At 64.6% G+C, this 24,260-nt stretch carries 25 protein-coding genes and 1 other RNA gene; 10 read left to right on the top strand and 16 right to left on the bottom strand.

Annotation, left to right across the window (positions count from 1 at the left end; all coding sequences use genetic code 11):
* Position 1 precedes the first annotated feature (1 nt).
* From mraY to mraZ, 7 genes are read right to left on the bottom strand one after another with little or no spacing between them, the layout of a single operon-like run.
* Positions 2-1,171: a phospho-N-acetylmuramoyl-pentapeptide-transferase gene (gene mraY / locus ISF28_RS06840; RefSeq protein ID WP_198116409.1), complete on the bottom strand. Its 1,170-nt coding sequence runs from the start codon at positions 1,169-1,171 to the stop codon at positions 2-4.
* 4 nt (positions 1,172-1,175) lie between these two features.
* Complete coding sequence (locus tag ISF28_RS06835) at positions 1,176-2,564, bottom strand: UDP-N-acetylmuramoyl-tripeptide--D-alanyl-D-alanine ligase (RefSeq protein WP_198116585.1); 1,389 nt, start codon at positions 2,562-2,564, stop codon at positions 1,176-1,178.
* A gap of 2 nt (positions 2,565-2,566) precedes the next feature.
* Positions 2,567-4,099, bottom strand: coding sequence for a UDP-N-acetylmuramoyl-L-alanyl-D-glutamate--2,6-diaminopimelate ligase (locus ISF28_RS06830; protein ID WP_198116408.1), 1,533 nt, complete (start codon positions 4,097-4,099; stop codon positions 2,567-2,569).
* A complete protein-coding gene (locus ISF28_RS06825; protein WP_198116407.1) occupies positions 4,099-5,868 on the bottom strand; it encodes a peptidoglycan D,D-transpeptidase FtsI family protein in 1,770 nt (589 codons plus the stop codon). The genes ISF28_RS06830 and ISF28_RS06825 overlap by 1 nt, the downstream gene beginning before the upstream one ends.
* Positions 5,865-6,137, bottom strand: a complete 273-nt coding sequence (gene ftsL, locus ISF28_RS06820; protein ID WP_198116406.1) for a cell division protein FtsL — start codon at positions 6,135-6,137, stop codon at positions 5,865-5,867. The genes ISF28_RS06825 and ftsL overlap by 4 nt, the downstream gene beginning before the upstream one ends.
* Positions 6,134-7,093 carry a 16S rRNA (cytosine(1402)-N(4))-methyltransferase RsmH gene (gene rsmH, locus ISF28_RS06815; RefSeq protein WP_198116405.1) on the bottom strand — a complete coding sequence of 320 codons (960 nt, stop codon included), beginning with the start codon at positions 7,091-7,093 and terminating at the stop codon, positions 6,134-6,136. Before rsmH ends, ftsL begins: the two co-directional genes overlap by 4 nt.
* A gap of 12 nt (positions 7,094-7,105) precedes the next feature.
* Complete coding sequence (mraZ, locus tag ISF28_RS06810; RefSeq protein WP_198116404.1) at positions 7,106-7,534, bottom strand: division/cell wall cluster transcriptional repressor MraZ; 429 nt, start codon at positions 7,532-7,534, stop codon at positions 7,106-7,108.
* Positions 7,535-8,009: 475 nt separating this feature from the next.
* On the opposite strand from mraZ, the gene ISF28_RS06805 reads away from it, so the two are divergent.
* Entirely contained in the window at positions 8,010-8,960 is a 951-nt protein-coding gene (locus ISF28_RS06805; RefSeq protein ID WP_198116403.1) for an AAA family ATPase, read from the top strand.
* Positions 8,961-9,020: 60 nt separating this feature from the next.
* Here the strand turns inward: ISF28_RS06805 and ISF28_RS06800 are convergent, their stop codons facing one another.
* Both ISF28_RS06800 and ISF28_RS06795 read right to left on the bottom strand, forming a co-directional pair.
* Positions 9,021-9,434, bottom strand: a complete 414-nt coding sequence (locus tag ISF28_RS06800) for a hypothetical protein (RefSeq protein ID WP_198116402.1) — start codon at positions 9,432-9,434, stop codon at positions 9,021-9,023.
* Positions 9,431-9,745: an autorepressor SdpR family transcription factor gene (locus tag ISF28_RS06795; RefSeq protein ID WP_198116401.1), complete on the bottom strand. Its 315-nt coding sequence runs from the start codon at positions 9,743-9,745 to the stop codon at positions 9,431-9,433. Before ISF28_RS06795 ends, ISF28_RS06800 begins: the two co-directional genes overlap by 4 nt.
* Before the next feature lie 179 nt (positions 9,746-9,924).
* Between ISF28_RS06795 and ISF28_RS06790 the strand changes: the two genes are divergently transcribed.
* The 4 genes from ISF28_RS06790 to ISF28_RS06775 all read left to right on the top strand — a co-directional run bounded on the left by ISF28_RS06790 (position 9,925) and on the right by ISF28_RS06775 (position 13,092).
* A complete protein-coding gene (locus ISF28_RS06790; RefSeq protein WP_198116400.1) occupies positions 9,925-11,349 on the top strand; it encodes an alpha/beta hydrolase family protein in 1,425 nt (474 codons plus the stop codon).
* A gap of 87 nt (positions 11,350-11,436) precedes the next feature.
* Positions 11,437-11,778 carry a rhodanese-like domain-containing protein gene (locus ISF28_RS06785; protein ID WP_198116399.1) on the top strand — a complete coding sequence of 114 codons (342 nt, stop codon included), beginning with the start codon at positions 11,437-11,439 and terminating at the stop codon, positions 11,776-11,778.
* A gap of 271 nt (positions 11,779-12,049) precedes the next feature.
* On the top strand, positions 12,050-12,364 hold the full coding sequence (locus ISF28_RS06780) for a PadR family transcriptional regulator (RefSeq protein WP_198116398.1): 315 nt from the start codon (positions 12,050-12,052) through the stop codon (positions 12,362-12,364).
* Entirely contained in the window at positions 12,361-13,092 is a 732-nt protein-coding gene (locus tag ISF28_RS06775; RefSeq protein ID WP_198116397.1) for a DUF1700 domain-containing protein, read from the top strand. Before ISF28_RS06780 ends, ISF28_RS06775 begins: the two co-directional genes overlap by 4 nt.
* Before the next feature lie 114 nt (positions 13,093-13,206).
* Here the strand turns inward: ISF28_RS06775 and ISF28_RS06770 are convergent, their stop codons facing one another.
* Together ISF28_RS06770 and ISF28_RS06765 are read right to left on the bottom strand one after the other, a co-directional pair.
* Positions 13,207-14,904 carry a methyl-accepting chemotaxis protein gene (locus tag ISF28_RS06770; protein ID WP_198116396.1) on the bottom strand — a complete coding sequence of 566 codons (1,698 nt, stop codon included), beginning with the start codon at positions 14,902-14,904 and terminating at the stop codon, positions 13,207-13,209.
* A 122-nt stretch (positions 14,905-15,026) separates the two neighbouring features.
* Positions 15,027-15,518 carry a hypothetical protein gene (locus ISF28_RS06765; protein WP_198116395.1) on the bottom strand — a complete coding sequence of 164 codons (492 nt, stop codon included), beginning with the start codon at positions 15,516-15,518 and terminating at the stop codon, positions 15,027-15,029.
* 48 nt (positions 15,519-15,566) lie between these two features.
* Here ISF28_RS06765 and ISF28_RS06760 point away from each other — a divergent pair, with 48 nt between their 5' ends.
* Positions 15,567-15,899, top strand: coding sequence for a hypothetical protein (locus ISF28_RS06760; protein ID WP_198116394.1), 333 nt, complete (start codon positions 15,567-15,569; stop codon positions 15,897-15,899).
* 6 nt (positions 15,900-15,905) lie between these two features.
* Here the strand turns inward: ISF28_RS06760 and ISF28_RS06755 are convergent, their stop codons facing one another.
* The 3 genes from ISF28_RS06755 to rnpB all read right to left on the bottom strand — a co-directional run bounded on the left by ISF28_RS06755 (position 15,906) and on the right by rnpB (position 18,351).
* Positions 15,906-16,409, bottom strand: coding sequence for a hypothetical protein (locus ISF28_RS06755; protein WP_198116393.1), 504 nt, complete (start codon positions 16,407-16,409; stop codon positions 15,906-15,908).
* 80 nt (positions 16,410-16,489) lie between these two features.
* Positions 16,490-17,983, bottom strand: coding sequence for a glycerol kinase GlpK (glpK, locus tag ISF28_RS06750; RefSeq protein WP_198116392.1), 1,494 nt, complete (start codon positions 17,981-17,983; stop codon positions 16,490-16,492).
* A 28-nt stretch (positions 17,984-18,011) separates the two neighbouring features.
* Positions 18,012-18,351: RNase P RNA component class A (gene rnpB / locus ISF28_RS06745), an RNA gene on the bottom strand.
* 124 nt (positions 18,352-18,475) lie between these two features.
* Here rnpB and ISF28_RS06740 point away from each other — a divergent pair.
* Positions 18,476-20,185, top strand: a complete 1,710-nt coding sequence (locus ISF28_RS06740) for a thiamine pyrophosphate-binding protein (protein ID WP_198116391.1) — start codon at positions 18,476-18,478, stop codon at positions 20,183-20,185.
* 3 nt (positions 20,186-20,188) lie between these two features.
* Here ISF28_RS06740 and ISF28_RS06735 read toward each other — a convergent pair whose 3' ends face one another.
* Both ISF28_RS06735 and ISF28_RS06730 read right to left on the bottom strand, forming a co-directional pair.
* A complete protein-coding gene (locus ISF28_RS06735) occupies positions 20,189-20,890 on the bottom strand; it encodes a YjjG family noncanonical pyrimidine nucleotidase (RefSeq protein WP_198116390.1) in 702 nt (233 codons plus the stop codon).
* 66 nt (positions 20,891-20,956) lie between these two features.
* Complete coding sequence (locus ISF28_RS06730) at positions 20,957-21,163, bottom strand: hypothetical protein (RefSeq protein WP_198116389.1); 207 nt, start codon at positions 21,161-21,163, stop codon at positions 20,957-20,959.
* 256 nt (positions 21,164-21,419) lie between these two features.
* Between ISF28_RS06730 and ftsY the strand changes: the two genes are divergently transcribed.
* From ftsY to ftsX, 3 genes are read left to right on the top strand one after another with little or no spacing between them, the layout of a single operon-like run.
* Complete coding sequence (ftsY, locus tag ISF28_RS06725; protein ID WP_198116388.1) at positions 21,420-22,592, top strand: signal recognition particle-docking protein FtsY; 1,173 nt, start codon at positions 21,420-21,422, stop codon at positions 22,590-22,592.
* Between the two features lie 7 nt (positions 22,593-22,599).
* Positions 22,600-23,265, top strand: a complete 666-nt coding sequence (locus tag ISF28_RS06720) for a cell division ATP-binding protein FtsE (RefSeq protein WP_198116387.1) — start codon at positions 22,600-22,602, stop codon at positions 23,263-23,265.
* Positions 23,262-24,182, top strand: coding sequence for a permease-like cell division protein FtsX (gene ftsX / locus ISF28_RS06715; protein ID WP_198116386.1), 921 nt, complete (start codon positions 23,262-23,264; stop codon positions 24,180-24,182). Before ISF28_RS06720 ends, ftsX begins: the two co-directional genes overlap by 4 nt.
* Positions 24,183-24,260: the final 78 nt, after the last annotated feature.

Below are 24,260 nucleotides of genomic sequence, written 5' to 3'. Positions count from 1 at the left end.
GTCAACGCAGTTTGAGGGTGGAGACCCCGACCAGGACCAGAATCATCGTCACGATCCAGAACCGCACGACGACCTTGGTCTCTTTCCAGCCCTTCTGTTCGAAATGGTGGTGCAGCGGCGCCATGAGGAACACGCGGCGTCCCTGCCCATATCGCTTCTTCGTGTACTTGAACCAGCCGACCTGGATGATCACCGACAGCGTTTCGGCCACGAACACGCCGCCCATGATGAACAGGACGATCTCCTGGCGCACGATGACGGCGATGGTGCCGAGCGCGCCGCCCAGCGCCAGCGCGCCCACGTCGCCCATGAACATCTGCGCGGGGTGCGCGTTATACCAGAGGAAGGCCAGGCCCGCGCCCGCCATCGCGCCGCAGAAGATCAGCAGTTCGCCGGCGCCCGGGATGTGCGGGATGAACAGGTATTTCGAATACGTCGCATTGCCGGTGAGGTAGGCGAACAGGCCCAGCGCACCGCCCACCATCACGGTCGGCATGATGGCGAGGCCGTCGAGGCCATCGGTGAAGTTGACGGCGTTGGACGCGCCCACGATCACGCAATACGTGAGCGCGATGAAGCCCCACACGCCCAGCGGATAACTGATGGTCTTGAAGAACGGGACGATCAGGTCGGCCTTCGGCGGCAGGTCCATCGAGAAGCCGGACTGCACCCACGCGAAGAACAGCTGCCACACTTCCCACGGCGTCGCGGCCGACACCGAGAACGCGAGGTACAGCGACGACGTGATGCCGATCAGCGACATCCAGAAGTATTTTTCGCCCGAGCGCATGCCCTCGGGGTCCTTGTAGACGACCTTGCGGTAGTCGTCGACCCAGCCGACGGCGCCGAAGCCGAGCGTCACGACGAGCACGGGCCAGATCAGGCGGTTCGACAGATCGCACCACAGCAAGGTCGACACGCCGATGGCGATCAGCACGAGCACGCCGCCCATGGTCGGGGTGCCGTGCTTGGTCAGGTGGGTCTGCGGACCGTACGTGCGCACGGCCTGGCCGACCTTCAACTCGGTGAGCTTGCGGATCACGGCCGGGCCGCACAGCATGCCGATGCTGATCGCGGTGATGGTCGCGAACACGGCGCGGAACGTGATGTAGTTAAAAACGCGCAGCGGACCGATGTAGTCCTGAAAGTAATGTGCGAGCCAAAGCAGCATAAGTCTAGTGGGCTTCCTTGCCGGTGTTGGTTGATGCGGTCAGGTGTTGGACCACGCGTTCCATCTTCATGAAGCGCGAGCCCTTCACCAACACAGTTGCGTCAGATTTGCTGCCCAGTCGTTGATCCAGTGCTGCCAATAATTCGTCGAACTGCTCGTAGTGTTGCGCTCGAGCTCCGGCGGATTGGAGGGCTTCAACCGTGAAGCGTGCCAATTCGCCGGTCCCTAGCACGGTGTCGATGCCGCGACTTGCGGCATACGCACCGATTTCCTGGTGAAACTCAGGTCCTTGCGTGCCCACCTCGCCCATATCGCCCAGCACGAGGATGCACGGCGACGGGTACTGCGCGAGCACGTCGATGGCGGCGCGCACGGAGTCGGGGTTGGCGTTGTAGCTGTCGTCGATGACGGTGGCGCCGCACGCGGCCTGCTTGCGCTGCAGGCGGCCGCTGACGGGCGCGAAGGCTTCCAGGCCGCGCACGATGGCGTCGGCGGGGACGCCGGCCGCGAGCGCGCAGGCGATGGCGGCCAGCGCGTTGCGGACGTTGTGGACGCCGGCCGCGGCCAGTCGCACCGTGAAGCGTTCGACACCGGCGGCCACCGCGAGTTCGCTGCCGAAGCCGGTCGTTGCGTACGTCGCGCGCACGTCGCAATCGTCGCTCAAGCCGAACGTCAGGACGCGATGCCCGTCCGCCAGTTCGCGCCACAGCGCGGTGTACTCGTCGTCGCCCGGGAACACGGCCGTGCCGTCCGCCGGCAGCGCCTGCAGCACGGCGCCGTTTTCGCGCGCCACCGCTTCCACGGTGTGCATGAATTCCTGGTGTTCGCGCTGCGCGTTGTTGACCAGGGCGACGGTAGGCTCGGCGATGGCGGCCAGGCGCGCGATCTCGCCCGGATGGTTCATGCCCAGTTCGACGACGGCGGCCTTGTGCGTGTCCGTCAGGCGCGTCACGGTCAGCGGCACGCCGATCTCGTTGTTCAAGTTGCCCTGCGTGGCCAGGCGGCCCTCGGCGCCGAAGGCGGCGACGAGGATGGCCGAGATCATCTCCTTGACCGTCGTCTTGCCGTTGCTGCCCGTGACGCCGATGACGGGAATGGCGAAGCGGCGGCGCCAGAAGTTGCCGATGCGGCCCAGCGCGGCCAGCGTGTCCGGCACGACGATGGCCGGCAGCGGATAGTGATCGGGCAGTTTTTCCACGACGACGGCTGCCAGCGGTTTGTCGACCAGCTGGCCGAGGAAGTCGTGGGCATCGAAGCGTTCGCCGCGCAGGGCGACGAACAGCGACCCCGGCATCACTTGCCGGCTGTCGGTCGACACGCCCTGGAAATAGGCGTCGCGCGTGACGTGCGCGCCGGCGATCGACGCTACGATTTGTTCCAGCGAACCACGAATCATCAAACAGTCCTCATCATCGTGAGCCGCGCGCTCAAGGCCAGCGCGGCGTGGTCGGCGTCGGAAAACGGCATCTTCCGCCCCTTGATTTCCTGGTACGGCTCATGGCCCTTCCCCGCCAGCAGGATCACGTCCGGCTTGGCGGCATGCTTCACGGCCGACAGGATCGCGGCGGCGCGGTCCTCGATGGCCTGGTATGTCGACGTCGGGTGGTGCCGATCCATGCCGGCCACGATCTGGTCGATGATGGCGCGCGGCTCCTCGCTGCGCGGGTTGTCGCTCGTGACGAGCACGTGCTCGGCCATCTGGGCGATACGTCCCATCTGCGGGCGCTTGCCCGGATCGCGGTCGCCGCCGCAGCCGAACACGCACCACAACGCACCGCCGCGTTCCTGCGCGACCTGGCGCAGCGCTTCGAGCGTCTTTTCCAGCGCGTCCGGCGTGTGCGCGTAGTCGATCACGACCATCGGCACATCCTGGCCGCCGATCTGCTGCATGCGGCCCGGGGCCGGCACGAGCGTCTCGATGGCGTCGAGCGCGGCGCGCAGCGGCACGCCTTTCGCCAGCAGCGCGCCCAGCACGGCCAGCGCATTGCTCGCATTGAAGTGGCCGACCATGTGCGTGCGCGCGACGGCACTGCCGTACGGCGATTCGACGTGGAATTCGCTGCCGTTCGGGCGGCTGCGCAGATTCGACGCGCGCAGCACGGCCACACCGTCCAGAACGGGTTGTTCGTGCACGGGACGCAGCGTGTAGCCGATCACCGCGACTTCCGGCCGGGTGGCGCGCAGGTGCTGCGCGATGCGCACGCCGGCATCGTCGTCCAGGTTGACGATGGCCGTCTTCAGGCCTGGCCAGTCGAACAGCCGGCGCTTGGCGGCCTCGTAGGCGCCCATGTCGCCGTGGTAGTCGAGGTGGTCGCGCGTGAGGTTCGTGAACACGGCCACGTCGAAGTGCATGCCGGCCGTGCGGTGTTCCACGAGGCCGATCGACGACACTTCGATCGCGAGCGCCGTCGCGCCCGCGTCGCGCAGCCGCGCCAGTTCCGTCGCCAGCAGCACGGCGTCCGGCGTCGTGTAGCCGGTCGCGTCGAATTCCGGTTCGGCGCGGCCGCGCACGAGGCCCACGCCCAGGGTGCCGATGACCGCGCTCGTCGCGCCCAGCGCGGCCAGCGCCTGCGCCGTCCACAGCGCGCACGACGTCTTGCCGTTCGTGCCCGTGACGCCGACGGTGAACATGGCCGCATCCGGCGCGCCGTAGTACGCATGCGCGATCGGGCCGGCGTTCTGTTTCAGGTCCGGCGTGCCCAAGTGGGGCACGTCCAACGTGTCGTCCCAATCGAATTCGCGATCGTCGTACACGACGGCAGCGGCACCGTTCTCGATGGCGGAGCGGATGAAGCGGCGGCCATCGGCAGCTTCGCCCGGATAGGCGAAGAACACGTCGCCGCGGCGCACGCGGCGCGAGTCGGAAACGAGACGGCCGCCTGGTGCGGCGGCCCGGATCCAAGTGACGATGTTCGTCGTCTCGGTCATCAATTGCTCTCCTCGAGAGGATGTTCCGGAATGATGATGTCGGTGACCGTGGAATCGGGCGGCACGTTCGCCGCCCGCAGCGCATTCGCCGCCAATGTCGCGAAGGTCGGCGCCGCCACCATGCCCCCGGTGTGGTACGGTCCCGACGGGTCATCGATCATCACGGCGATGACGAAGCGCGGGTTCGACATCGGCGCGATGCCGACGAAGTTGCCGACGTAGTGCGTCTGCGAATAGCGGCCGTTGATGACTTTCTGCGCGGTGCCGGTCTTGCCGCCGATGCGGTAGCCGGCCACCTGGGCCAGCGGCGCCGTGCCTTCCGGGCTGACCACCGACTCCACCATCGTGCGTATCTGGGCCGCCGTCTTGGGCGAGATGATCTGCTGGCCGACCGGCTTTTCCGTCACCTTCTGGAACGACAGCGGAATGAGGTCGCCGTCGCGCGCGAAGATCAGCCAGGCGCGCGCCAGCTGCAGCAGCGACATCGAGATGCCCTGGCCGAACGACATATTGGCCTGCGCGATCGGACGCCACGATTTGTACGGACGCACGCGGCCGGCGGCGGCGCCCGGGAAGCCGAAGCGCGGCGCCTGGCCGAAGCCGACCTTGGTGAACATCTCCCACATCTGCTGGGCCGTCAGCAGCTGCGAAATCTTGCTGGTGCCGATGTTGGACGACTTCTGGATGATCGTGGTGACGTCGATGACGCCGTGCGGGTGCGTGTCGCGGACGGTGCGGTCGCCGATGACATAGCGGCCATTGCCGGTATCGAACAGGGTGGTCGGCTTGATCAGGCCCTTGTCCAGCGCCAGCGAGACGGTGAACGGCTTCAGCGTGGAACCCGGCTCGAACGTGTCGGTGATGACGCGGTTGCGCAGCTGCTCGCCCGTCAGGTGCGCGCGGTCGTTCGGGTTGTACGTCGGCCAGTTGGTCAGGGCCAGCACCTCGCCCGTGTGCACGTCCAGCACGACGGCGGCGCCGGCCTTGGCGTGGAACTTCTCGACCGCGTCCTTGATGCTGTTGTAGGCGATGTACTGCAGCTTGGAATCGACCGACAGGATGAGGTCCTTGCCGTCATGCGGCTCGCGCGACAGGCCCACGTCCTCGACGATGCGGCCCAGGCGGTCCTTGATCACGCGCCGGCTGCCGGTCTGGCCGACGAGGTTCTTCTGCTGCGCGAGCTCGATGCCTTCCTGGCCCACGTCCTCGACGTTCGTGAAGCCGACGATGTGCGCCATCACCTCGTTCTGCGGGTAATAGCGCTTGTATTCCTTGCGGGTGTCGATGCCGTCGATGCCGAGCTTCTCGATCTTGGCGATGACGTCCATCTCGACCTGGCGTTTGAGGTAGACGAAGGTGCGGTCGGAATCGAGCTTCTTGAGGAGGTCGGCCTCCGGCATGTCGAGCAGCCCCGCCAGTTCGCGCAGCTTCTCCGGCGGCGCGCCCTTGACGTCCTCGGGGATCGCCCACACGGCCTTCACGGGCAGCGACGACGCGAGCACGATGCCGTTGCGGTCGAAGATCTTGCCGCGCGTGGCCGGCAGTTCGAGCGTGCGCTCGTAGCGGCTCGCGCCCTGCTTCTGCAGGAACTGGTTGGAGACGCCTTGCAGCCACAGCGCGCGGCCGGCCAGCGCGAGGAACGCGGCGAACATTACGAACAGGACGACGCGCGAACGCCAGTCCGGCAGGCGCACGGCCAGCACGGGACTCTTGGAAAACGCCACACCCTTGGCGGCGGCGACGCGGGAACCGTTGGTGCCGGCCTTCATTTGCCGCCTTCCGTCAAATATTGGGTACGCGCCGGGGACAGGGGCGCCATGTTCAGCTCCGCGCGCGCGATCTGTTCGATGCGCTCGTTCTTGCCGAGAGTGGACTGGTCGAGCTGGAGCTGGGCCCAGTCGACCTCGAGCTGGCGCTGCTGGGTCGCCAGCTTTTCGAGGTTATCGATCAGGTGGTTGCGCTGGTAGCGCGCGTTCACGACCGACAGCGCGCAGCCGACCAGCAGCGCGGTCAGGACGACGTTGAGCTTGGCGCTCATGCGCGGCCTCCCAGACGCTCGGCCACGCGCAGCACCGCGGAACGGGCGCGCGGATTGGCCTCGACCTCGAGGTCGGAGGGCTTCGTCTTGCTGATCAACTTCATCAAGGGCTGGGGCAGATCGACAGCACGGATCGGCAACCGGCGGTCCGGTTGCGGGGCGTTGGCCTTGGACGCCAGGAACTGCTTGACCATGCGGTCTTCCAGCGAATGGAAGCTGATCACGGACAGGCGAGCGCCGGGCGCCAACAGGTCGAACGCGGCGTTCAAACCTGCTTCAAGGTCCTCAAGCTCTTGATTGATGAAAATCCGGATAGCCTGAAAGGTGCGGGTTGCCGGATCCTTGCCTTTCTCCCGGGTTTTGACCGCGTTTGCCACGATTGCGGCAAGCTGTCGTGTGCTTGAAATTGATTCGACTGCCCGGCGAGCAACAATCGCCTTTGCAATCTGAAAAGCAAACCGTTCTTCCCCATAATCGCGAATCACCTTTTCCAGTTGTTTCTCCGGCACCTCGGCCAGCCATGCGGCGGCGGAGATGCCCCGTGTCGTATCCATCCGCATGTCCAGGGGACCGTCGTTGCGGAAGCTGAAGCCCCGGCTCGCGTCGTCCACCTGGGGCGAGGAAATGCCCAGGTCCAGCAAAATGCCGTCGACCTGGCGCACGCCCCGTGATGCCAACGCGTCGACCATCGTCGCGAAGCTGTCGTGCACGATCGAAAAGCGCGGATCGTTCATTTGTTCGGCCGTCGCGATCGCCTGAGGATCCTTGTCGAATGCGATCAGGCGCCCTTCAGGCGCCAGCTTCGACAGGATCAGCCGGCTATGACCGCCGCGGCCGAACGTGCCATCTATATAAATGCCTGCAGCGCGCCCGCCTTCGAGGGCAAGGGCATCGACCGCTTCATCCAACAGCACCGTACGATGCTGCAAACCGGGCACCGGCTGAGTCACGTTCATGCGGCGCCTTACTTAGAAGGAGAAATTGGAAAGGACATCGGGCATACCGCCCGCTACGGCTTGGGCCTCGTCTTCTGCCAGCTTGGCCGCGTCCCAGATCTCGAAATGCGTCCCCATCCCGAGCATCATCACTTCCTTCTCCAAACCGACTGCGTTGCGCAGCTCGGGCGAAATGAGCACCCGACCCGCGCCGTCCATCTCGACATCGCAGGCGTTCCCCAGGAAAATGCGTTGCCACGCCCGCGCCGACATCGGCCAGGCGGCGATCTGTTCGCGATGCTCTTCCCACACCGGGCGCGGGAAGAACAACAGGCAACCATGCGGGTGTTTCGTGAGCGTCATACGGCCTTCACATTGCTGCATCAAGGCGTCGCGATGCTTGGCCGGTATTGACATCCGTCCTTTTGCATCGAGATTGATCGCTGACGCGCCCTGGAACACGTTGTACCTAGTTTTGGAGAGTTATCAGTCTGAATATTTTTTAGGCGCCGGGAGACCCACCGATCCCCCACAAAACTACACTTTTTGCCACCGTTTCCCACTTTAGAGGAAGCGTTGTCTGTGGTCAAGCGAATTCACGTTTCGAAAACGCGAAAATTGCTAATGAAACCAATGACTTAGCGAACTTACTTGACGGAACCTCAAGTAAAAATGTTGAGCAAAATTAGGCACTTAGGTAAAAGAATGCATGTGCTACCTCATCTGCACACATGTGTTTTACCTTTGATAAGGGACAAGGATTGACTGCCGGTAGGTTGCCATATAGCAACAAACGCAGCACGACAGGGACCGCGATTCGATCCTGTGCGAGTTAGAATGAAGACGAGGCGATCACCCGGCCGTTTCGGCTCACTTGGCGGTTTTCGGGGAGCCTCGCAGTCGTAAGTGAGTCCGTACTACCGTGCAGGAGAACGCCATGAGCATCACATTGGCCCGCAGCCGCGCCGTCTACGATCTCAACGAAGTACAAGGCGCGCTCGACCGCAGCCGCGGACGTTCGCCCGAGCTCGAAGCCTTCTATGAACGCATGCTCGAGACCGGCGCCGAACGCTTCGTCACCACACCCTCATCCACCGACGCCCTCGACCCGCTGTTCGAGGAATGTCCGAATTTCGACGAAGTACTGGACGACCTGGCCCGCTATCTGCGTTTGGCCCATGCCGGCGATAAAGGATTTAACGTCATGCCGATCCTGCTGCTGGGCGGCCCGGGCGTGGGCAAGACCCATTTCGCCAAGCGCCTCGCGAAGGTCATGCAGACGGACTGCGAACTGATCAGCATGAACGCCCTGTCGGCCGGCTTCGTCATCACGGGCAGCTCGGCCAGCTGGCGCGGCGCCAAGTGCGGCAAGGTGGCCGAACGCCTCGTGCGCGGCCAGTTCGCGAACCCGGTGATCGTGCTGGACGAAGTGGAAAAGGCGACGGGCTCGTCGCAGTCGGACCCGCTCGCGGCGCTGTATCAATTACTGGAACCGGAAACGGCCACCGCCTTCCGCGACGAATTCATCGACGTCGACATCGACGCGTCGCAGATCTTCTGGGTGCTGACCGCGAACTCCACCGAAGGCATTCCGCATCCGCTGCTGAACCGGATGGCCGCCTACGAAGTGCCGGCGCCGACGCCGGAACAGGCGGCCGGCATCGCCCAGCGCATGTATGCCGGGCTGCTGCGCGAGCTGAACCTGGCCGCATTCGATCCGCTGCTGGGCGACGTGGTGCTCGACAAACTGGCGAACGTGTCGCCGCGCGACCTGCGCAAGACCTTGCTGGACGGGCTCGGCTATGCCGTCGCGGACGGGCGCGCGCACGTCGTGGCCGGCGATATCCGGATCAAGACGACGCCGGGCAAGGGGCGGATCGGGTTTTAACCGGATCATGTCTTGGGTGAGCTGCCCGAAGGCCCTCGTCTGATCGCGAGCGGGAAGACTCTAAGTCGCGCGCCGTTTTGCGCTGCGCACCCAGGCGCAGCGCATCATGACGCCTGCCACGATGACGGCAGCCGACGTCATAAAGCAATGTGCCAGCGTGCCGGCGACCGCGATCGGCGCGAGTGCGTACGCGAGCGTACAACCCAGGCCGCCCAGCACACCCGCCCAGCCGCAGAGGCGACGAAGGGTTTGCTCGCGTGCCGGATCGCAGGATAGACGCGCCAGCGGCACCAACGTTTTGGGGATCGCATTCGCGCAAAAAAGCACCACCAAGCCTATCATCATACCCATCAGCCGCACGGCCGTCTCGCCGCTGACAACATGACGCTGGTGCAACGCATTGAGCACCATGGATGTCGCCGGGAAGATCGCAGCGATCAGCAATGCGCGGCGAAGCTGGTGGTGCAGGATCATGATTGCTCCTTTGTTTGCCCGGGGGCGGCTGTGGTCGGCGTTTCGGACGTAACCTGCAACCCGAACGCCTGTGCGAAACCCATGAGCGCCTCCTCAAGCACCGACATCTTCAGCCGGTACATGATCGTGCGCCCGCTCTTCTCTGCCTCGATCAGGTCCGCTGCCACCAACACGGCGAAGTGCGCCGACATCGTCGGTTTGGACACGTCGAAGGCATCGGCCAAGGCGCCGGCGGTCATTGGCCCGGCACGCAACATTTGCAGCACCTGACGGCGAGTGGGATCGGCAAGTGCCTTGAAGATCGAGGTCATGATCGATTTTTAGCTAAATATCGAATAAATGTCAAGAATTTTCTCCTTGACAAGAAAGAGGCTTGTTTGATTTAGACGTTTAGCTAATAATAAAAAGGACGCGCCGTTCCCCTGTTGAACCGTCCCGTCTGCGGTTCTTTAAAACAACGCCCATGGCGATCCTATGAAAGGAAATACCTATGCATAACGTTTGGCTGTACCGTCCACAAGCCGCCATGTGCCTGTTGGCCTTGGCCCTCGGGCTGACGACCGGCAACGCGTCTGCCGAAGAAGCAGAAGGCAACTGGAACGGGCTCCTGGTCGGTTACCACATTGTCGTCCACGTACGGAAAGACGCTGCCGGTCACTACAGCGCTACACTGGATAGCCCCGACCAGGGAACCTTCAAGCTGCCGACGGACAAGGTGGCCGTCGACGCCGATCATTTCAGTTTTACGGTCCCCACGATTGGCGCGAGCTATGCCGGAACCTGGCGCGCCGACCAGCAGGCCTGGGTTGGCGGCTGGACGCAAGGCAAGGCCTTGCAGCTGGGAGTGCCCCTGCCGCTCGTACTGTCACGGATGAGCGGTGCGGTATCGACGCAGGTGATGAAGCGGCCACAGGAAGAGGCGATCGCGGCGAATCCGCATCCCTACCGGCAACGGGAAGTCAGCTTCAGCAATGCCGCAGCGGGGGTCACACTCTCCGGCACGCTCAGCCTGCCCGATGGGCCCGACCCGTTCCCTGCGGTCGTGCTGGTCAGCGGTACCGGCCCCGTAACTCGCGACGCAGCCTACGTGGGTCACAAGATGTTCGTGGTTCTGGCCGACGCGCTCAATCGTCGCGGAATCGCCGTCTTGCGTTATGACAAACGGGGCGTCGGCAAATCGACGGGCGACTACGCTGCCGCCACGCCCACCGACCTGGCCGCCGATGTCGGCGCCGCCCTGCAATTCCTGAAGGCGCAGCCCGAGATTGCGCCGGACCACATCGGCCTGGTGGGCCATTCGGAGGGCGGTGCTTTGGCCCCGGCGGTCGCTGTGCGCATGCCCACAGTGCGCTTTGTCGTGCTGCTGGCAGGGCCCGGCATGCGCTTCGACCGCCTCCTGAGTTTGCGGGACGCAAAGATCTTGAAAGCATCGGGGATGCGTGACGACGAGATCCAGAAGAAGACCGCGTTCCTCAACCAGCTATACGCCGACGTCGAGACGGCAAAAAGTGATGCAGAGGTGCACTCGCTGGTGAAGACCCGTATCGACGCTGCCCTCGCCAGCAAGATCATCAGCCCGGCCAGTGTCGACGTGCTCACCCGCCAGTTGACCAGCCCGTGGGGACGGCAAGCGCTCAGCTACGAGCCGGCGGCGGCGCTCAGCAAGCTCCACATACCCGTGCTGGCGCTCAACGGCAGCCTAGATCTGTGGATGCCATCAACAGAAAACCTCAGCCTGATCCGAACGGCATTGAAACACAATCCAGACGCGACGATCATTGAACTTCCCAATCTCAACCACGCGTTTCAGACCGTGAAACTGCCCACGCCGTATGACGGTATCGACGTCGAAGAAACGTTTGCACCGGCCGCACTCAAGATCATTGGCGATTGGGTGGCAGCGCACGGGACATGAGGTCAGCCGCATTCGGACCAGATTGTTGAGCGGATTAGTATCATCAACCCGCCCGGAAACAATAAACTTACACAGGAAAATGAAAATATGTTTGCGCTAATCATGGGACTCGGCAATATTTCCCCCACTGCGCTTCACGATTTGATTCGCAAAAAAAGCGTTACCGTTATCGACGTCAATTCGCGCCACAGCTGGTTGAAGGCCCGTGTTCCAGGGGCGATCAACCTGGACCCAACGTCCTATGATGCCAACGACCTGCCGGCCAACAAGGAATCGAGGATCGTCTTTTACTGTTCTAACCCACTGTGCCGAAAGGCTCCCAATGCTGCGCGCCGAGCCAAGAAATTGGGTTATTCCAATGCGATTGTCATGTCTGCCGGTATCAGTGGATGGGTTAGCAAAAACATGCCCACTGAAAGTGGTGAATAGCGTCAGCCCATAAACCGCTACGTCGTTGAAGGCCGCCCATGGTTATTCCAGGACCGTGGGCCGTCCGGCTGAAATCGACGCGTGCAGCCGCTCGCTTGAATCGCGAGAAGAAATTGGCATGTCCTCCTCAAAAGTGATCGAACACCTCGGCTTCGGCGCTTGACCAAAAGCCAAGAGAGCTAAGCAAGCTACCTTGCGTAACAAGGTAGCTTGTTATATGCTGGCGTCAACTGGCGAGTCACGTGGCCAGTGTCGTCAAAGGACGCAATGAATGAAAACACAATTGAAGAAGGGCACGCTCGATATGTGCGTGCTGGCGATCCTGGCCGGCAGGGACAGTTATGCGTACGAGATCGTCGCACAACTGGCCGACGGCCTCGACATGAGCGAAGGCACGATCTATCCGCTGATGCGGCGCCTGCAGAACGAAAAATGGGTGAGCACGTATCTGGTGGAGTCCGAATCGGGACCACCGCGCAAGTACTACAAATTGGAACCGTCGGGGCGCGCGCAGTTGGCGCAGATGCGACGAGACTGGCAGACATTCGCCAACGAGGTCAACAAAATCCTGGGAGTCGCAGCATGAGTCAACAAACCTACCTCGCATCGTTGAAGCGATCCTTGTCCGGCTTGCCCGGCGACCAGATCGACGACATCCTGCGCGACTATGAACAGCACTTTGCCGATGCGATGCATAGCGGACGCAGCGCCGACGAAGTCGCCCGCGCACTGGGAGACCCGCGCAAGATCGCGCTCGAGTTCAAGGCGCTGGTCCATGTCGAAGCGTTTCAAAACAAGCACAGCCTGGCCAATTTTGGACGCATGGCGCTCGCCCTGGTGTGGGTAGCCGGTTTCAATCTTGTTTTTATGCCTTTTATGCTCGTCGCGCCGCTGTTGCTGCTGTCGCTGTATGTGGCCAGCGCCTGTAGCCTGGCCGGCGGCGTCACGCTTACCGCGACCGGCCTGGCCGGTATTGACCAGGTCGGTTTCAAGCACGATGGCAGACGTGTGGCATTGGCCTTCGTCGACCATGGCAATCGATCACGGCTGGCGCGAGACAGCGTGACGTTTCAAATTTCACCGTATGCGATCGCCTACGTCGATAAGCCCTTGGCGAGCGACGATGTCAACGCAAGAGCACAAACGTTGTCCGGCAAGCCCACCCGGTCACTGATCGGTGTTCTCTACATCGCGGCCGGCATCGCACTGTTCAAGCTCTGCCAAAAGCTGGCGAGTCTCATCGGCTCGACAACCAAGCGCTATCTCAATGTCAACGCGAATATCTTGCGCAGCACCCGCAAGGCAGATGCGTGAGCTGAAACCGAAAGTAAAACGGCTATTCCCGGCGATGGCCTGACACTTGGGAAAAATGAGCCGAGGCGGACTGCGGTTCTCACAGTCCGCCTCGATGATCATTACGATATTGCGTCAGAACTCTTCCCAATCATCCCCCCTGCCGGCATTGGCCAGCCGCTTGACGCGCAACGGCTCGGCCGGCGCCGGTGCCGCCGTTGATGGTTTCTTCTTCAACGGCGCGACATTCGACTTCGGCACCGCCGCCGGCGCGCTCCGGTCCCGCGCACCATCGAGCCGGAACACGGCCACCGTCTGCGACAGCTTGGCCGCCTGCTCCCGCAGCGATTCGGACGCGGCGGCCGCTTCTTCCACCAGCGCGGCGTTCTGCTGCGTGACCTGGTCCATTTGCGAAATCGCCAGCTGCACCTGCCCGATGCCCTCGGTCTGCTCCTGGCTGGCCGCGCTGATCTCGCCCATGATGTCCGTCACCCGCTTGATGCTCTCGACGACGGCGCGCATCGTCGTGCCGGCCTGATCCACGAGCCGGCTGCCCGCGTCCGCCTTTTCCACGGAATTGTCGATCAATACCTTGATCTCCTTCGCGGCCGCGGCGCTGCGCTGGGCCAGGCTGCGCACTTCGGACGCGACGACGGCAAAGCCCCGCCCCTGCTCGCCCGCGCGCGCCGCTTCGACCGCCGCGTTGAGCGCCAGGATATTCGTCTGGAATGCGATCCCGTCGATGACGGCGATGATGTCGACGATCTTGCGTGCCGATTCGTTGATCGCGCCCATCGTGTCAACGACTTCCGACATCACCGCGCCGCCCTTCTCCGCCACTTCCGATGCGGACACGGCGAACTGGTTCGCCTGGCGCGCATTGTCCGCGTTCTGTTTCACGGTCGACGTCAATTCCTCCATCGACGAGGCGGTTTCCTCCAGCGAGGACGCCTGCTGCTCGGTACGCGAGGACAGGTCGGCGTTGCCGGTCGCGATCTGCTGCGACGCGGACGCGATGGTGTCGGTGCCGCTGCGCACTTCGCCGACGATCCCGACCAGTGCCTCGTTCATGTCGTGCAGCGCTTGCAGCAGCTGGCCGGTCTCGTCCGCCGAATGCACCTCGATCGTGGCGCTCAGGTCGCCGGTGGCCACGGTGCGCGCCACGTCCACCGCCTGCCGCAGCGGCCCCGTGATCGACCGCGTGATCCAGACGGCCACGGCCGCGCCGAACACGAGCGCCAGTGCCGCCAATCCCATCAGCCAGTTGACGGTCGAGCGATACGTGTTCTCCGCACGACGGCCGCTGTCGAACACACGGGCGTCCTGAAGCTTGATCAATTCACGTACGGCGTCGAAATAGATGCGCTGATTCTCGCGGATCCGGGACAGCAGCAGGGCCGAGGCTTCCTGTTTTTTGCCGGCGTCCACCAATTCGAGAAAACCTTGCTGCGACGCGCGATACACTTCCCTGGCGTCCACCACCGCTTTCAGCCGGGCCTTGCCTTCGTCGGACTGGATCATTGCCGCCAGCTTGTCGAGATGGGCGGAGATTTCCTGCCTGTTCCGGAGCACGGTCTGCCGTTCCCGCGCCACGTCTTCCGGTTTATCCAGCAACAGCATATTGCGCAGGGCGCGGGCATTGCGGTTCACGACGTCGAGGCTTTCGTATGCCAATACGGTCTTGGGATAATCCTCGTCGACGATAAGTGTCGTCCCCTCGTTCAATCGCCGCAGGCTGGCAATCCCGAACCAGATGCACGCCGCCAACAGGACAAGCAACAATGCAAATGCGCCGCCCAACCGAGTACCGATTTTCCAGTGTTTGATATTCATTCCGCTTCCATTGTCCGAGACCGAGATTGACGAAAATATTGCGCAACCGGGTAAGCATCCAACAGCTTACGGGATTGCATCAAAGCATTGTTTGATGCCGGTCCATGGACAATGTGGAATGTCTATTGGGCGGCGGCCGCCAGGTCCTCGGCCCGCAGATAATTCACGAGTTCGTCGCGCTCGAACGAGCCGTCCCACTGCTTTTCGCCGAGCAGCTGGGGCAATGCGATATGCGTCAGCAAGGCGTGGAATTTATCCTTGATGAGTTGCGGCCGGATGTCCTTGATGCGCACCCGGGATACCGTGCGCGACAAATCGACGACGATGCCGAACAGGACCCAGTCGAGCTGCAGCAACAGCATGCTGGCGGATTTGATCGCCTGCGGCGCAATGCTGGTTTCATAAAAATGGATGACCGACGATTGCCGGGCGCCGGCGTCGGCGCCGGCGTCGCCCGCCAGTTCTTCGGGCCACCAGGCCAATACCTGGTTCAGCAGGCAGTCGAAATCGGCATTTTCGGGAAGGTTGATTTGCCCAGTAAACATAAACTCTCGATGAACCGGGGCCATGCGACCGGAATCTGAAATGACAGGCATCGCGCCGATACCCTTCATGGTTAAAAGCACAAGGAAACTTACCCGGCAGTATATCGAGCGATGTGAATGAAAAGCTCTCACAATTTCACACTGGCCCAAAAAGACGGGGGTTGGCGTCTCGCGCCCGCATTCGACGTCGTGCCCAATCCGGCCGAGACGCCGCGCCGCCTGGTCCTGCAACTATCCAGGGGGCGCTTCGATATCGCGCGCGATGCCATCCTCGGGGACGCCGTGCGCTTCGGATTCCGTGACCGCGACACCTGCGCGGCGTATCTCGATGCGCTGCTGGGACGCATCGAAGCCGCGTTCCCCCGGGCCGCGCATTGGCTGGACGCCGGCTGGCGGGAGACCTTGCATGCCAGGATGACGGAAAATCTCGTCCTCCTGCGCGAACGATGAGGCATCCTATTCTTCCACCTTCGCATCCTCGCTCTTGGCCGCCTTCATCGCTTCCGGCTCGAGCTCCTCGGCCGCCTTGTTCAGGCGGATGAACGCGCCCCAGCCGGCCATCAGCACGCCGGCCGCGATCAGCACGGACGCGGCGTGCGGCAGCAGTTCCGGTTCCTCGTGCAAGGCCTTGAACGTGCCGACCAGGCCCTCGATCGACAGCGCGACCACGACGACGACCATGAAGCGCGACAGATAGCGGCGCACGCGCGTGGGCGCGCTGATGTGCGCGTCGCGCACCACTTCTTCCTCGGTGATGGTCTGGGCGATCTGCAGCGAGACGACGGCGATGGCGAGCAGGCCGATCGCCTCGATGGCCATTTCGGCGCTCTCCTCGGCGTCGGCACCGACGGCCTTCCACCCCGTCTGCACGGCCAGCACGGTGATCAGCACGGAGACGAGCACGAACAGGATTCCCAGCAGCGCGTGCGCGGTCGAAAAGAAACCCTTCAGGATTTTCAAGGCGCCTCCGGTCACGAGGAATCGGTCGATGTCCGGCCGATTGTGCCCCATCCGCGCAAGCGCGGCCGCACGGGTGGCGGTCAGTCGCGGTCCGGCGCCGCCCACGCGCGCGCATGCGCGACCGCGCGCGACCAACGTGCCATCATCTCGTCGCGGCGCGCGGCCGGCAGCTGCGGTTCGAACCTGCGCTCGCTCTTCCACCGGGCCGCGACTTCCTCGCGCGAGGACCAGAAGCCGACGGCCAGCCCGGCCAGGCAGGCGGCGCCGAGGGCCGTCGTTTCCGTCACCTGCGGGCGCACGACGGGCACGCCCAGCAGGTCGGCCTGGAATTGCATCAGGAGGTCGTTGCGCGCGGCGCCGCCGTCCGCGCGCACCTCGTGCACGACGCAGTCGGCATCCTTTTGCATGGCGGCCAGCAGTTCCGCGCTCTGGTAGGCGATGGCTTCGACGGCGGCGCGCGCGATGTGGGCGGCCGTCGTCCCGCGCGTCATGCCGACGATGGTGCCGCGCGCATACGCGTCCCAGTGCGGCGCGCCCAGGCCGACGAAGGCCGGCACGAGCATCACGCCGCCGCTGTCCGGTACCGACAAAGCGAGCGCCTCGACGTCGGCCGACTGCTTGATGATGCCCAGGCCGTCGCGCAGCCACTGCACGGTGGCGCCGCCCATGAACACGCTGCCTTCGAGCAGGTAGTCCGTATGGCTGCCGACCGTCCAGCCGACGGTGGACAGCAGGCGGTTGTGCGATTGCGGCGGCGTGCTGCCCGCATGCATCAGCATGAAACAGCCGGTGCCGTACGTATTCTTGACCATGCCGCGCTGGTGGCAGGCCTGGCCGAACGTGGCCGCCTGCTGGTCGCCCGCGATGCCCGCGATGGGGATGGCGCGCCCGAACCAGGCCGGATCGGATTGCGCGACGATGCCGGAACTGGGCACGACTTCCGGCAGCATCGAGGCCGGCACGCCGAACAGAGACAGCAGTTCCGGGTCCCAGCGCAGGCTGTTGATATTGAAGAGCATCGTGCGCGCCGCGTTGCCCGGGTCCGTCACGTGGCGCCCCGTCAGCTTGTACACGAGCCAGCTGTCGACGGTGCCGAACGCGAGTTCGCCCCGCTCCGCGCGTGCGCGCGCGCCCGGCACGTTGGTCAGCAGCCATTGCAGCTTGGTCGCGGAAAAATAGGCGTCCAGTTCGAGGCCCGTCTTGCGCTGGATGAGAGGCGCCTTGCCGGCCGCGCGCAAATCGTCGCAGAGTTCGGCCGTGCGCCGGTCCTGCCAGACGATGGCGTGGCACAGCGGTTCGCCCGTACGGCGGTCCCACACGACCGTCGTTTCGCGCTGGTTGGTGATGCCGATCGCGGCGACGTGGGCCGGGTCGATGGCCCCGTCCGCGAGCACCCGGCGGGCGCAGGCGAGCTGGCTGTTCCAGATGTCGAGCGGGTCGTGCTCGACCCACCCGGGTTGCGGAAAATGCTGGGGATATTCCTGCTGGGCGATGCGCACGACCTGGCCCTCGCGGTCGAACAGGATGGCGCGCGAACTGGTGGTGCCCTGGTCGAGGGCGAGGATGTAGTGCATCGTCGTTCTCCCCGGGGACTCGAATAATGTGTAAAGCAGGCCGATAGGCCGGATTCTGTGTAACGCCCTTGCGGACGCTATGACAGCCATTCCTCTAGGCGCCGAATTACTCCGGCGCTCAAGCTTCCTACCCGCACGCTCCGCGAGCAACCTCAACGCGTGCCTATTTGGAATTGCTCCAGGTGGAGGTTACCGCGTTTCACCGTAACTTAATACGCTCGTCTCTGTGGCCCTATTCCTCGCCTTATACCCGGCTTGCGCCGGGCTTTCGACGGACGGCCGTTAACCGTCACCCCGCTCTGTGGAGTCCGGACCTTCCTCCCGCCCACGACCTTGCGGCGTGGACCAGCGGCTGCCTGGCCTGCTTCACGGGAAGCATTATATAGGATGCGCCGCTGCCTTTTGTGAAAGGCCGTGTCGCTATTTCAAAAGCCAGTGCCGGGCGACTTGCATAGAATGCCCGGATTCCATCTTGATAAGGATGACCTCACCATGACGCACCCCTCCCGCAGCGGCGGCCAGATCCTGGTCGATGCGCTCCAGGTCCACGGCGTGGACACCGCCTTCGGCGTGCCCGGCGAAAGCTATCTCGACGTGCTGGACGCGCTGCACGACTCGAACATCCGCTTCGTCATCAACCGCCAGGAAGGCGGCGCCGCGTTCATGGCCGAGGCCTACGGCAAGCTGACGGGCAAGCCCGGCATCTGCTTCGTCACACGCGGGCCCGGTGCGACGAACGCCTCGATCGGCGTGCACACGGCGTACCAGGATTCCACGCCGATGATCCTGTTCATCGGCCAGGTCGGCACCGACTTCATGGACCGCGAAGCGTTCCAGGAAATCGACTACCGCCGCATGTACGGCCAGATGGCGAAATGGGTCGCGCAGATCGACCGTGCCGAGCGCATCCCCGAATACATGGCGCGCGCGTTCCAGGTGGCGACGAGCGGCCGTCCGGGCCCCGTCGTCCTCGCGCTGCCGGAAGACATGCTCGTGGCGCGCGCGGAAGTGGCGGACACGCGCCGCTACCAGCCGACGCAGGCCGCGCCGTCCGCCGCGCAGATCGGCCAGTTGCGCGCCATGCTGGCGCAGGCGAAAAAACCGCTGCTGCTGCTGGGCGGCGGCACGTGGACGGACGATGCCTGCGCCGACGTGCAACGATTCGCCGAAGCGAACGCGCTGCCCGTCGCCTGCGCATTCCGCTTCCAGGACCTGCTGGACAACGACCATCCGCACTATGTGGGGGACGTCGGCATCGGCATCAATCCGAAGCTGGCCGCGCGCGTGAAGGAAGCCGACGTCTTGATCGCGTTCGGACCGCGCCTGGGCGAGATGACGACGAGCGGCTACTCGCTGCTGGAATCTCCCGTGCCGCGCCAGCGCCTCGTGCACATCCATCCGGATCCGGAAGAACTGGGCAGCGTCTACCAGGCCGAGTTGATGATTGCCAGCGGCGCCCCGCAGGCGGCAGGCATGCTGGCAGCGATGGAACCGGTCGACGCGTCGGCCTGGCGTCACACGGTCGAGGAAGCGAAGGCCGAGCTGCGCGCCTGGCAGGAACGCCCCGCCATCTTCAAGGACGGCACCGCGCCTCTCGACCTGTGGCAGATGGTGCAGGAGCTGCAGGCGGCCCTGCCCCGCGACACGATCATCACGAACGGCGCCGGCAACTACGCGACGTGGGCGCACCGCTTCTGGCATTACGGCGCCATGCGCACGCAGCTGGCGCCGACCAGCGGCGCGATGGGTTACGCCGTGCCGTCCGGCGTCGCGGCCAAGATCGTGCAGCCGGAGCGCACCGTCGTGACGTTTGCCGGCGACGGCGAGTTCATGATGACGGGCCAGGAACTGGCGACGGCCGTGCAATACGGCGCCGGCGTCATCTTCCTCGTCTTCAACAACGGCATGTTCGGCACGATCCGCATGCACCAGGAACGCGAGTATCCGGGCCGCGTGTCCGGCACCCAGCTGCACAATCCGGATTTCGCGGCGCTGGCGCAAGCGTACGGCGGCCACGGCGAGGCGGTCGGGACGACGGCCGAATTCGGCCCGGCCCTCGCGCGCGCCGTCGAGTTCACGCGCACGCGCAAGCTGCCGGCGCTGATCGAGCTGCGCTACGACGGCAACCTGATCACGCCGGGCGCCACGCTGGACACCATTCGCCGCAACGCGCAGGCCGTGAAGGCCGCGAAGGCCGGCTGAGTCTCAAGCCACGGCCAGGCCGCGCAGCGCGGGGACGACGTCGTGCAGGCGCGCCACCTCGAACGTGGGCAGCGCCTCCGTGTGGTTGGCCAGGCCGGCCGGGTTGAACCAGCAGCTTTCGATGCCGAAGCGGTTGGCGCCGAGGATGTCGGCGTCGAGGCGGTCGCCGACGATGACCGTCTCCGCATGGGAAAAGGCGCGCGCCATCTTGACGGTGAATTCGAAGAAGCGGCGGTCCGGCTTGGCGTGGCCGCACGCCTCGGACGTGGCCACGAACGACACGTGGTCGCGCAGGCCCGCGCTCACGATGCGGCGGTGCTGGATCTGCTCGACGCCGTTCGTGATGATGCCCACTTCGCCGATGGCGGCCAATGTCGCGCACAGTTCGCGCGCGCCGTCGATGAGGACGACGGTGTCCGACAGCGAATCGAGGTACAGGCGGCTGGCCGCTTCCGGGTCGAGGTCGAGCCCGCTGGCGTCGAAGGTCTGGCGGAAGCGTTCCACTTTCAACACGTCCTTGGACACGCCGCCCGTCTCGAAGCGTTTCCAGAGTGCGATATTGATGGCCTGGTAGCGCTCGAACAGCCCGTCGGGCTGCGTGGCCAGGCCCAGCACACGCATCGTGCAGTCGAACGACAATTGTTCGGAAGCCTTGAAGTCGAGCAGGGTGTCGTCGAGGTCGAACAGAAAAAGTCGGTGTTTCATGGCGCCGCTATGCAAAGATGTCCCTGGGAAACGACAGGATACCAGCGGCGCCACCGGCGTGGCGAATTACATGACGAGGTTGCCGTCGATCCCCAGCTCGGCCGGCCACGGCACGGGCGCGTCGAAGGCGCTGACCGGGCTGGAAGGATGGGTCAGGAACAGGGCGACGAGGGCGATGAAGAGCCAGACGACGACGTTGCGCAACGGCGCCGCCGAACTGCCGACCACGTGATCGCCGACGATGAGCCTCTTGAGAAACCTGGAAACGTTCACGATCGTCTCTGTGTGACGCATGGTTTTGTAGGTGTCCACAATCTACACCGCTTACGCGCTGAATTCCAGCACAATGATCGGAATGACAATGTTGAGCTGTATTCTAGCCACAGTATGGCCGAGCTGACGCACGTCAAACGAAACTTGCGGCCGCCGGCTGGGATTGCTTTCCGGTTACCCAGCAAGGAGAACCGGGCCCGCTCTGGTAGAATACGCGCGACCCTATCCGGCACACCGCCGCCCTCCCGAATACACAATGTTTAGTTTCTTCAAAAAGAAAAAACCTGAAGCCGAGACACCGGCTGCGGTCGAACCCGCAGTGGCTGCCGCCTCGACCGCCGACGCGCAGGCCGAGCCGTCGGCCGAGCAGCCGGGTTTCCTGCGCCGCCTGTTCGGCGCAACCGAGGAAGCGCCGGCCGCGCCCGCAGCGGAAGCCTTGACCCCGGCCCCGACCCCGGCGCAGGCTCCGACCGGCTACGAAGGCCAGCTGTTCCCCGAGACGGCCGAACGCCCCGTCAGCGAAGCGGAAGCCAAGCGCTCCTGGATGTCGCGCCTGAAGGCCGGCCTCGCCAAGACGTCGAGCAATCTGTCGCTGCTGTTCGTCGGCGCGCGCATCGACGAAGACCTGTACGAGGAACTCGAATCCGCCCTGCTGATGTCGGACGCCGGGATGGACGCGACGCAATTCCTGCTGGACAACCTCCGGCGCAAGGTCAAAGAGGAAAAACTGCTGGACGCCGCCGCCGTCAAGGTGGCGTTGAAAGACCTGCTGGTCGACCTGCTGCGTCCGCTGGAAAAGCCGCTCGAACTGGGCCGCCACGAGCCGCTCGTGATGATGATCGCGGGCGTCAACGGCGCCGGCAAGACGACCACCATCGGCAAGCTGGCCAAGCACATGCAGCGCCACGACCAATCCGTGCTGCTGGCCGCCGGCGACACGTTCCGCGCCGCCGCGCGTGAACAGCTGATGGTCTGGGGCCAGAGAAACAACGTCACCGTGATCTCGCAAGCTTCGGGCGACCCGGCGGCCGTCGCGTTCGACGCCGTCCAGTCGGGCAAGGCGCGCGGCGTGGACGTCGTCATGGTGGACACGGCCGGCCGCCTGCCCACCCAGCTGCACCTGATGGAAGAACTCAAGAAGATCAAGCGCGTGATCGGCAAGGGCATGATCGATGCGCCGCACGAGATCCTGCTCGTCATCGACGGCAACACGGGCCAGAACGCGCTCGCGCAAGTGAAGGCGTTCGACGACGCGCTGCAGCTGACCGGCCTCGTGATCACGAAGCTGGACGGCACGGCCAAGGGCGGCATCCTGGCCGCCATCGCACGCACCCGTCCGGTGCCGGTGTACTTCATCGGCGTGGGCGAGAAGCTGGAGGACCTGCAACCCTTCCGCGCCGAAGAATTCGCCGAGGCGCTGCTGGGATAAACGCACGATGATCGAATTCCAGTCCGTCTCCAAGAAGTACTCGGATTCCGCCGCCACGCTCGCGCTGTCCGGCGTGTCGCTGAACATCGCCAAGGGCGAGCTGGTGTACCTGGCCGGCCCGTCCGGCGCCGGCAAGTCCACCCTCATGAAGATGGTGGCCGCCATCGAGCGCCCCACGTCCGGCCGCGTGATCGTGAACGGGCAGGACGTCGGCCGCATCCGCCGGGCCGGCATTCCGTTCCTGCGCCGCAACCTCGGCCTGATCTTCCAGAACCAGCGCCTGCTGAACGACCGCCACCTGCTGGCCAACGTGATGCTGCCGCTGATCGTCACCGGCGCGACCCGCGCCCAGGCCGAGCAGCGCGCCCGCGCGGCGCTGGACAAGGTCGACCTGCTCGACCGCGCGCTGGCGCTGCCGATGGAACTGTCGGGCGGCGAACAGCAGCGCGTGGCGATCGCGCGCGCCATCGTCAACCGCCCGCAGATCATCCTGGCCGACGAGCCGACCGCGAACCTGGACCGCGCCGCGGCCGACCGGGTCATCGACGCGCTGCATGCGTTTCACGCCGTCGGCGTGACCTGCGTCATCTCCAGCCATGACGACCAAATCCTGGACCGCGCCGCGCGCGTGATCCGCATCGAACATGGCCAGGTGACCGGAGGTGCCGCATGAACGTCTGGTTCCGCCAGCACCGCTTCGCCCTCGGCGCCGCGCTGTCGCACGTGCGCAAGGCGCCGGGCAGCTTCCTGTTCAACGTGCTCGTCATCGCCGTCGCGCTCGCCCTGCCCTTCGCCGGCGTGACCCTGCTCGACAACGTCCGGCCCCTGTCGCAAGAATTGTCCGTCGATCCGGAACTCAGCCTGTTCGTCAAGGCCGACACCCCGCGCGACCAGGCCCAGGCGCTGGCGCCGCAGCTGCGCCAGATCCTGCGCGGCACCCACGCGAAAATCACCTTCGTGCCGCGCGAGCAGGCATTGTCCAGCCTCAAGGAAAAGAGCGGCCTGACCGACGTGATCGACACGCTGGGCGACAATCCGCTGCCGGACAGTTATGTGATGAAGCTCGAAGGTTTTACCAGCCGTGCCGACGCCGCGCGCGTGGACGGCCTCGCCGAGCAGATGCGCGCCCTGCCGGGCGTCGATGCCGTGCAGGTCGACTCGGCCTGGGTCAAGCGCCTGGCCGCCCTGCTGGGCGTGCTGCGCCTGGCGCTGCTGCTGCTCGCGGTCACGCTGGGCGTCGTCGTCATCGCCGTCGTGTTCAACACGATCCGCCTGCAGGTGCTGACGCAGCGCGAAGAAATCGCCGTGTCGAAACTGCTGGGCGCGACCGACAACTTCATCCACCGCCCGTTCTACTACACGGGCGCCCTGCTGGGCCTGTGTGCGGGCGGCGTGGCGCTGGGCGCGGTGGCGCTGGCGCTGCGTCCGCTGAACACGGCCATCGCCGAGTTCGCCCGCCTGTACGCATCGGACTTCCAGCTGAACCCGCTGCCGCCGCTGGACATGGCGGCACTGCTGGCGATCAGCGCGGGGCTGGGGCTCGTCGGCGCCATGTTGTCGGTGCAGAGGCATCTGGCGCGCTTGAACTGATTGCGTCAGGTCGTCTGCAAAAAACAAACCCGCCACGGGGGCGGGTTTGTGTCGAATCCGGGGTGGTCCCGCAGAACG

This window comes from Massilia rhizosphaerae, from assembly GCF_016093545.1.
In the GTDB taxonomy this organism is placed as follows: domain Bacteria; phylum Pseudomonadota; class Gammaproteobacteria; order Burkholderiales; family Burkholderiaceae_D; genus Telluria; species Telluria rhizosphaerae.
Note: the sequence above shows the minus strand (reverse complement) of the source record. Positions and strands in the feature narration are given on the sequence as shown.

What these genes read in the sequence shown, in the direction of transcription:
- ftsY (WP_198116388.1), top strand. Translation starts at nt 21,420, where the DNA reads ATGTTTAGTTTCTTCAAAAAGAAAAAACCTGAAGCCGAGACACCGGCT.
- ISF28_RS06785 (WP_198116399.1), top strand. Translation starts at nt 11,437, where the DNA reads ATGTTTGCGCTAATCATGGGACTCGGCAATATTTCCCCCACTGCGCTT.
- ISF28_RS06740 (WP_198116391.1), top strand. Translation starts at nt 18,476, where the DNA reads ATGACGCACCCCTCCCGCAGCGGCGGCCAGATCCTGGTCGATGCGCTC.
- ISF28_RS06800 (WP_198116402.1), bottom strand. Translation starts at nt 9,434, where the DNA reads ATGATCCTGCACCACCAGCTTCGCCGCGCATTGCTGATCGCTGCGATC.
- ftsL (WP_198116406.1), bottom strand. Translation starts at nt 6,137, where the DNA reads ATGAGCGCCAAGCTCAACGTCGTCCTGACCGCGCTGCTGGTCGGCTGC.
- ISF28_RS06775 (WP_198116397.1), top strand. Translation starts at nt 12,361, where the DNA reads ATGAGTCAACAAACCTACCTCGCATCGTTGAAGCGATCCTTGTCCGGC.
- mraY (WP_198116409.1), bottom strand. Translation starts at nt 1,171, where the DNA reads ATGCTGCTTTGGCTCGCACATTACTTTCAGGACTACATCGGTCCGCTG.
- ISF28_RS06825 (WP_198116407.1), bottom strand. Translation starts at nt 5,868, where the DNA reads ATGAAGGCCGGCACCAACGGTTCCCGCGTCGCCGCCGCCAAGGGTGTG.
- ISF28_RS06765 (WP_198116395.1), bottom strand. Translation starts at nt 15,518, where the DNA reads ATGAAGGGTATCGGCGCGATGCCTGTCATTTCAGATTCCGGTCGCATG.
- ISF28_RS06735 (WP_198116390.1), bottom strand. Translation starts at nt 20,890, where the DNA reads ATGAAACACCGACTTTTTCTGTTCGACCTCGACGACACCCTGCTCGAC.
- ISF28_RS06760 (WP_198116394.1), top strand. Translation starts at nt 15,567, where the DNA reads ATGAAAAGCTCTCACAATTTCACACTGGCCCAAAAAGACGGGGGTTGG.
- ISF28_RS06780 (WP_198116398.1), top strand. Translation starts at nt 12,050, where the DNA reads ATGAAAACACAATTGAAGAAGGGCACGCTCGATATGTGCGTGCTGGCG.
- glpK (WP_198116392.1), bottom strand. Translation starts at nt 17,983, where the DNA reads ATGCACTACATCCTCGCCCTCGACCAGGGCACCACCAGTTCGCGCGCC.
- ftsX (WP_198116386.1), top strand. Translation starts at nt 23,262, where the DNA reads ATGAACGTCTGGTTCCGCCAGCACCGCTTCGCCCTCGGCGCCGCGCTG.
- rsmH (WP_198116405.1), bottom strand. Translation starts at nt 7,093, where the DNA reads ATGAACGTGACTCAGCCGGTGCCCGGTTTGCAGCATCGTACGGTGCTG.
- ISF28_RS06720 (WP_198116387.1), top strand. Translation starts at nt 22,600, where the DNA reads ATGATCGAATTCCAGTCCGTCTCCAAGAAGTACTCGGATTCCGCCGCC.
- ISF28_RS06790 (WP_198116400.1), top strand. Translation starts at nt 9,925, where the DNA reads ATGCATAACGTTTGGCTGTACCGTCCACAAGCCGCCATGTGCCTGTTG.
- ISF28_RS06770 (WP_198116396.1), bottom strand. Translation starts at nt 14,904, where the DNA reads ATGAATATCAAACACTGGAAAATCGGTACTCGGTTGGGCGGCGCATTT.
- ISF28_RS06830 (WP_198116408.1), bottom strand. Translation starts at nt 4,099, where the DNA reads ATGACCGAGACGACGAACATCGTCACTTGGATCCGGGCCGCCGCACCA.
- ISF28_RS06805 (WP_198116403.1), top strand. Translation starts at nt 8,010, where the DNA reads ATGAGCATCACATTGGCCCGCAGCCGCGCCGTCTACGATCTCAACGAA.
- ISF28_RS06795 (WP_198116401.1), bottom strand. Translation starts at nt 9,745, where the DNA reads ATGACCTCGATCTTCAAGGCACTTGCCGATCCCACTCGCCGTCAGGTG.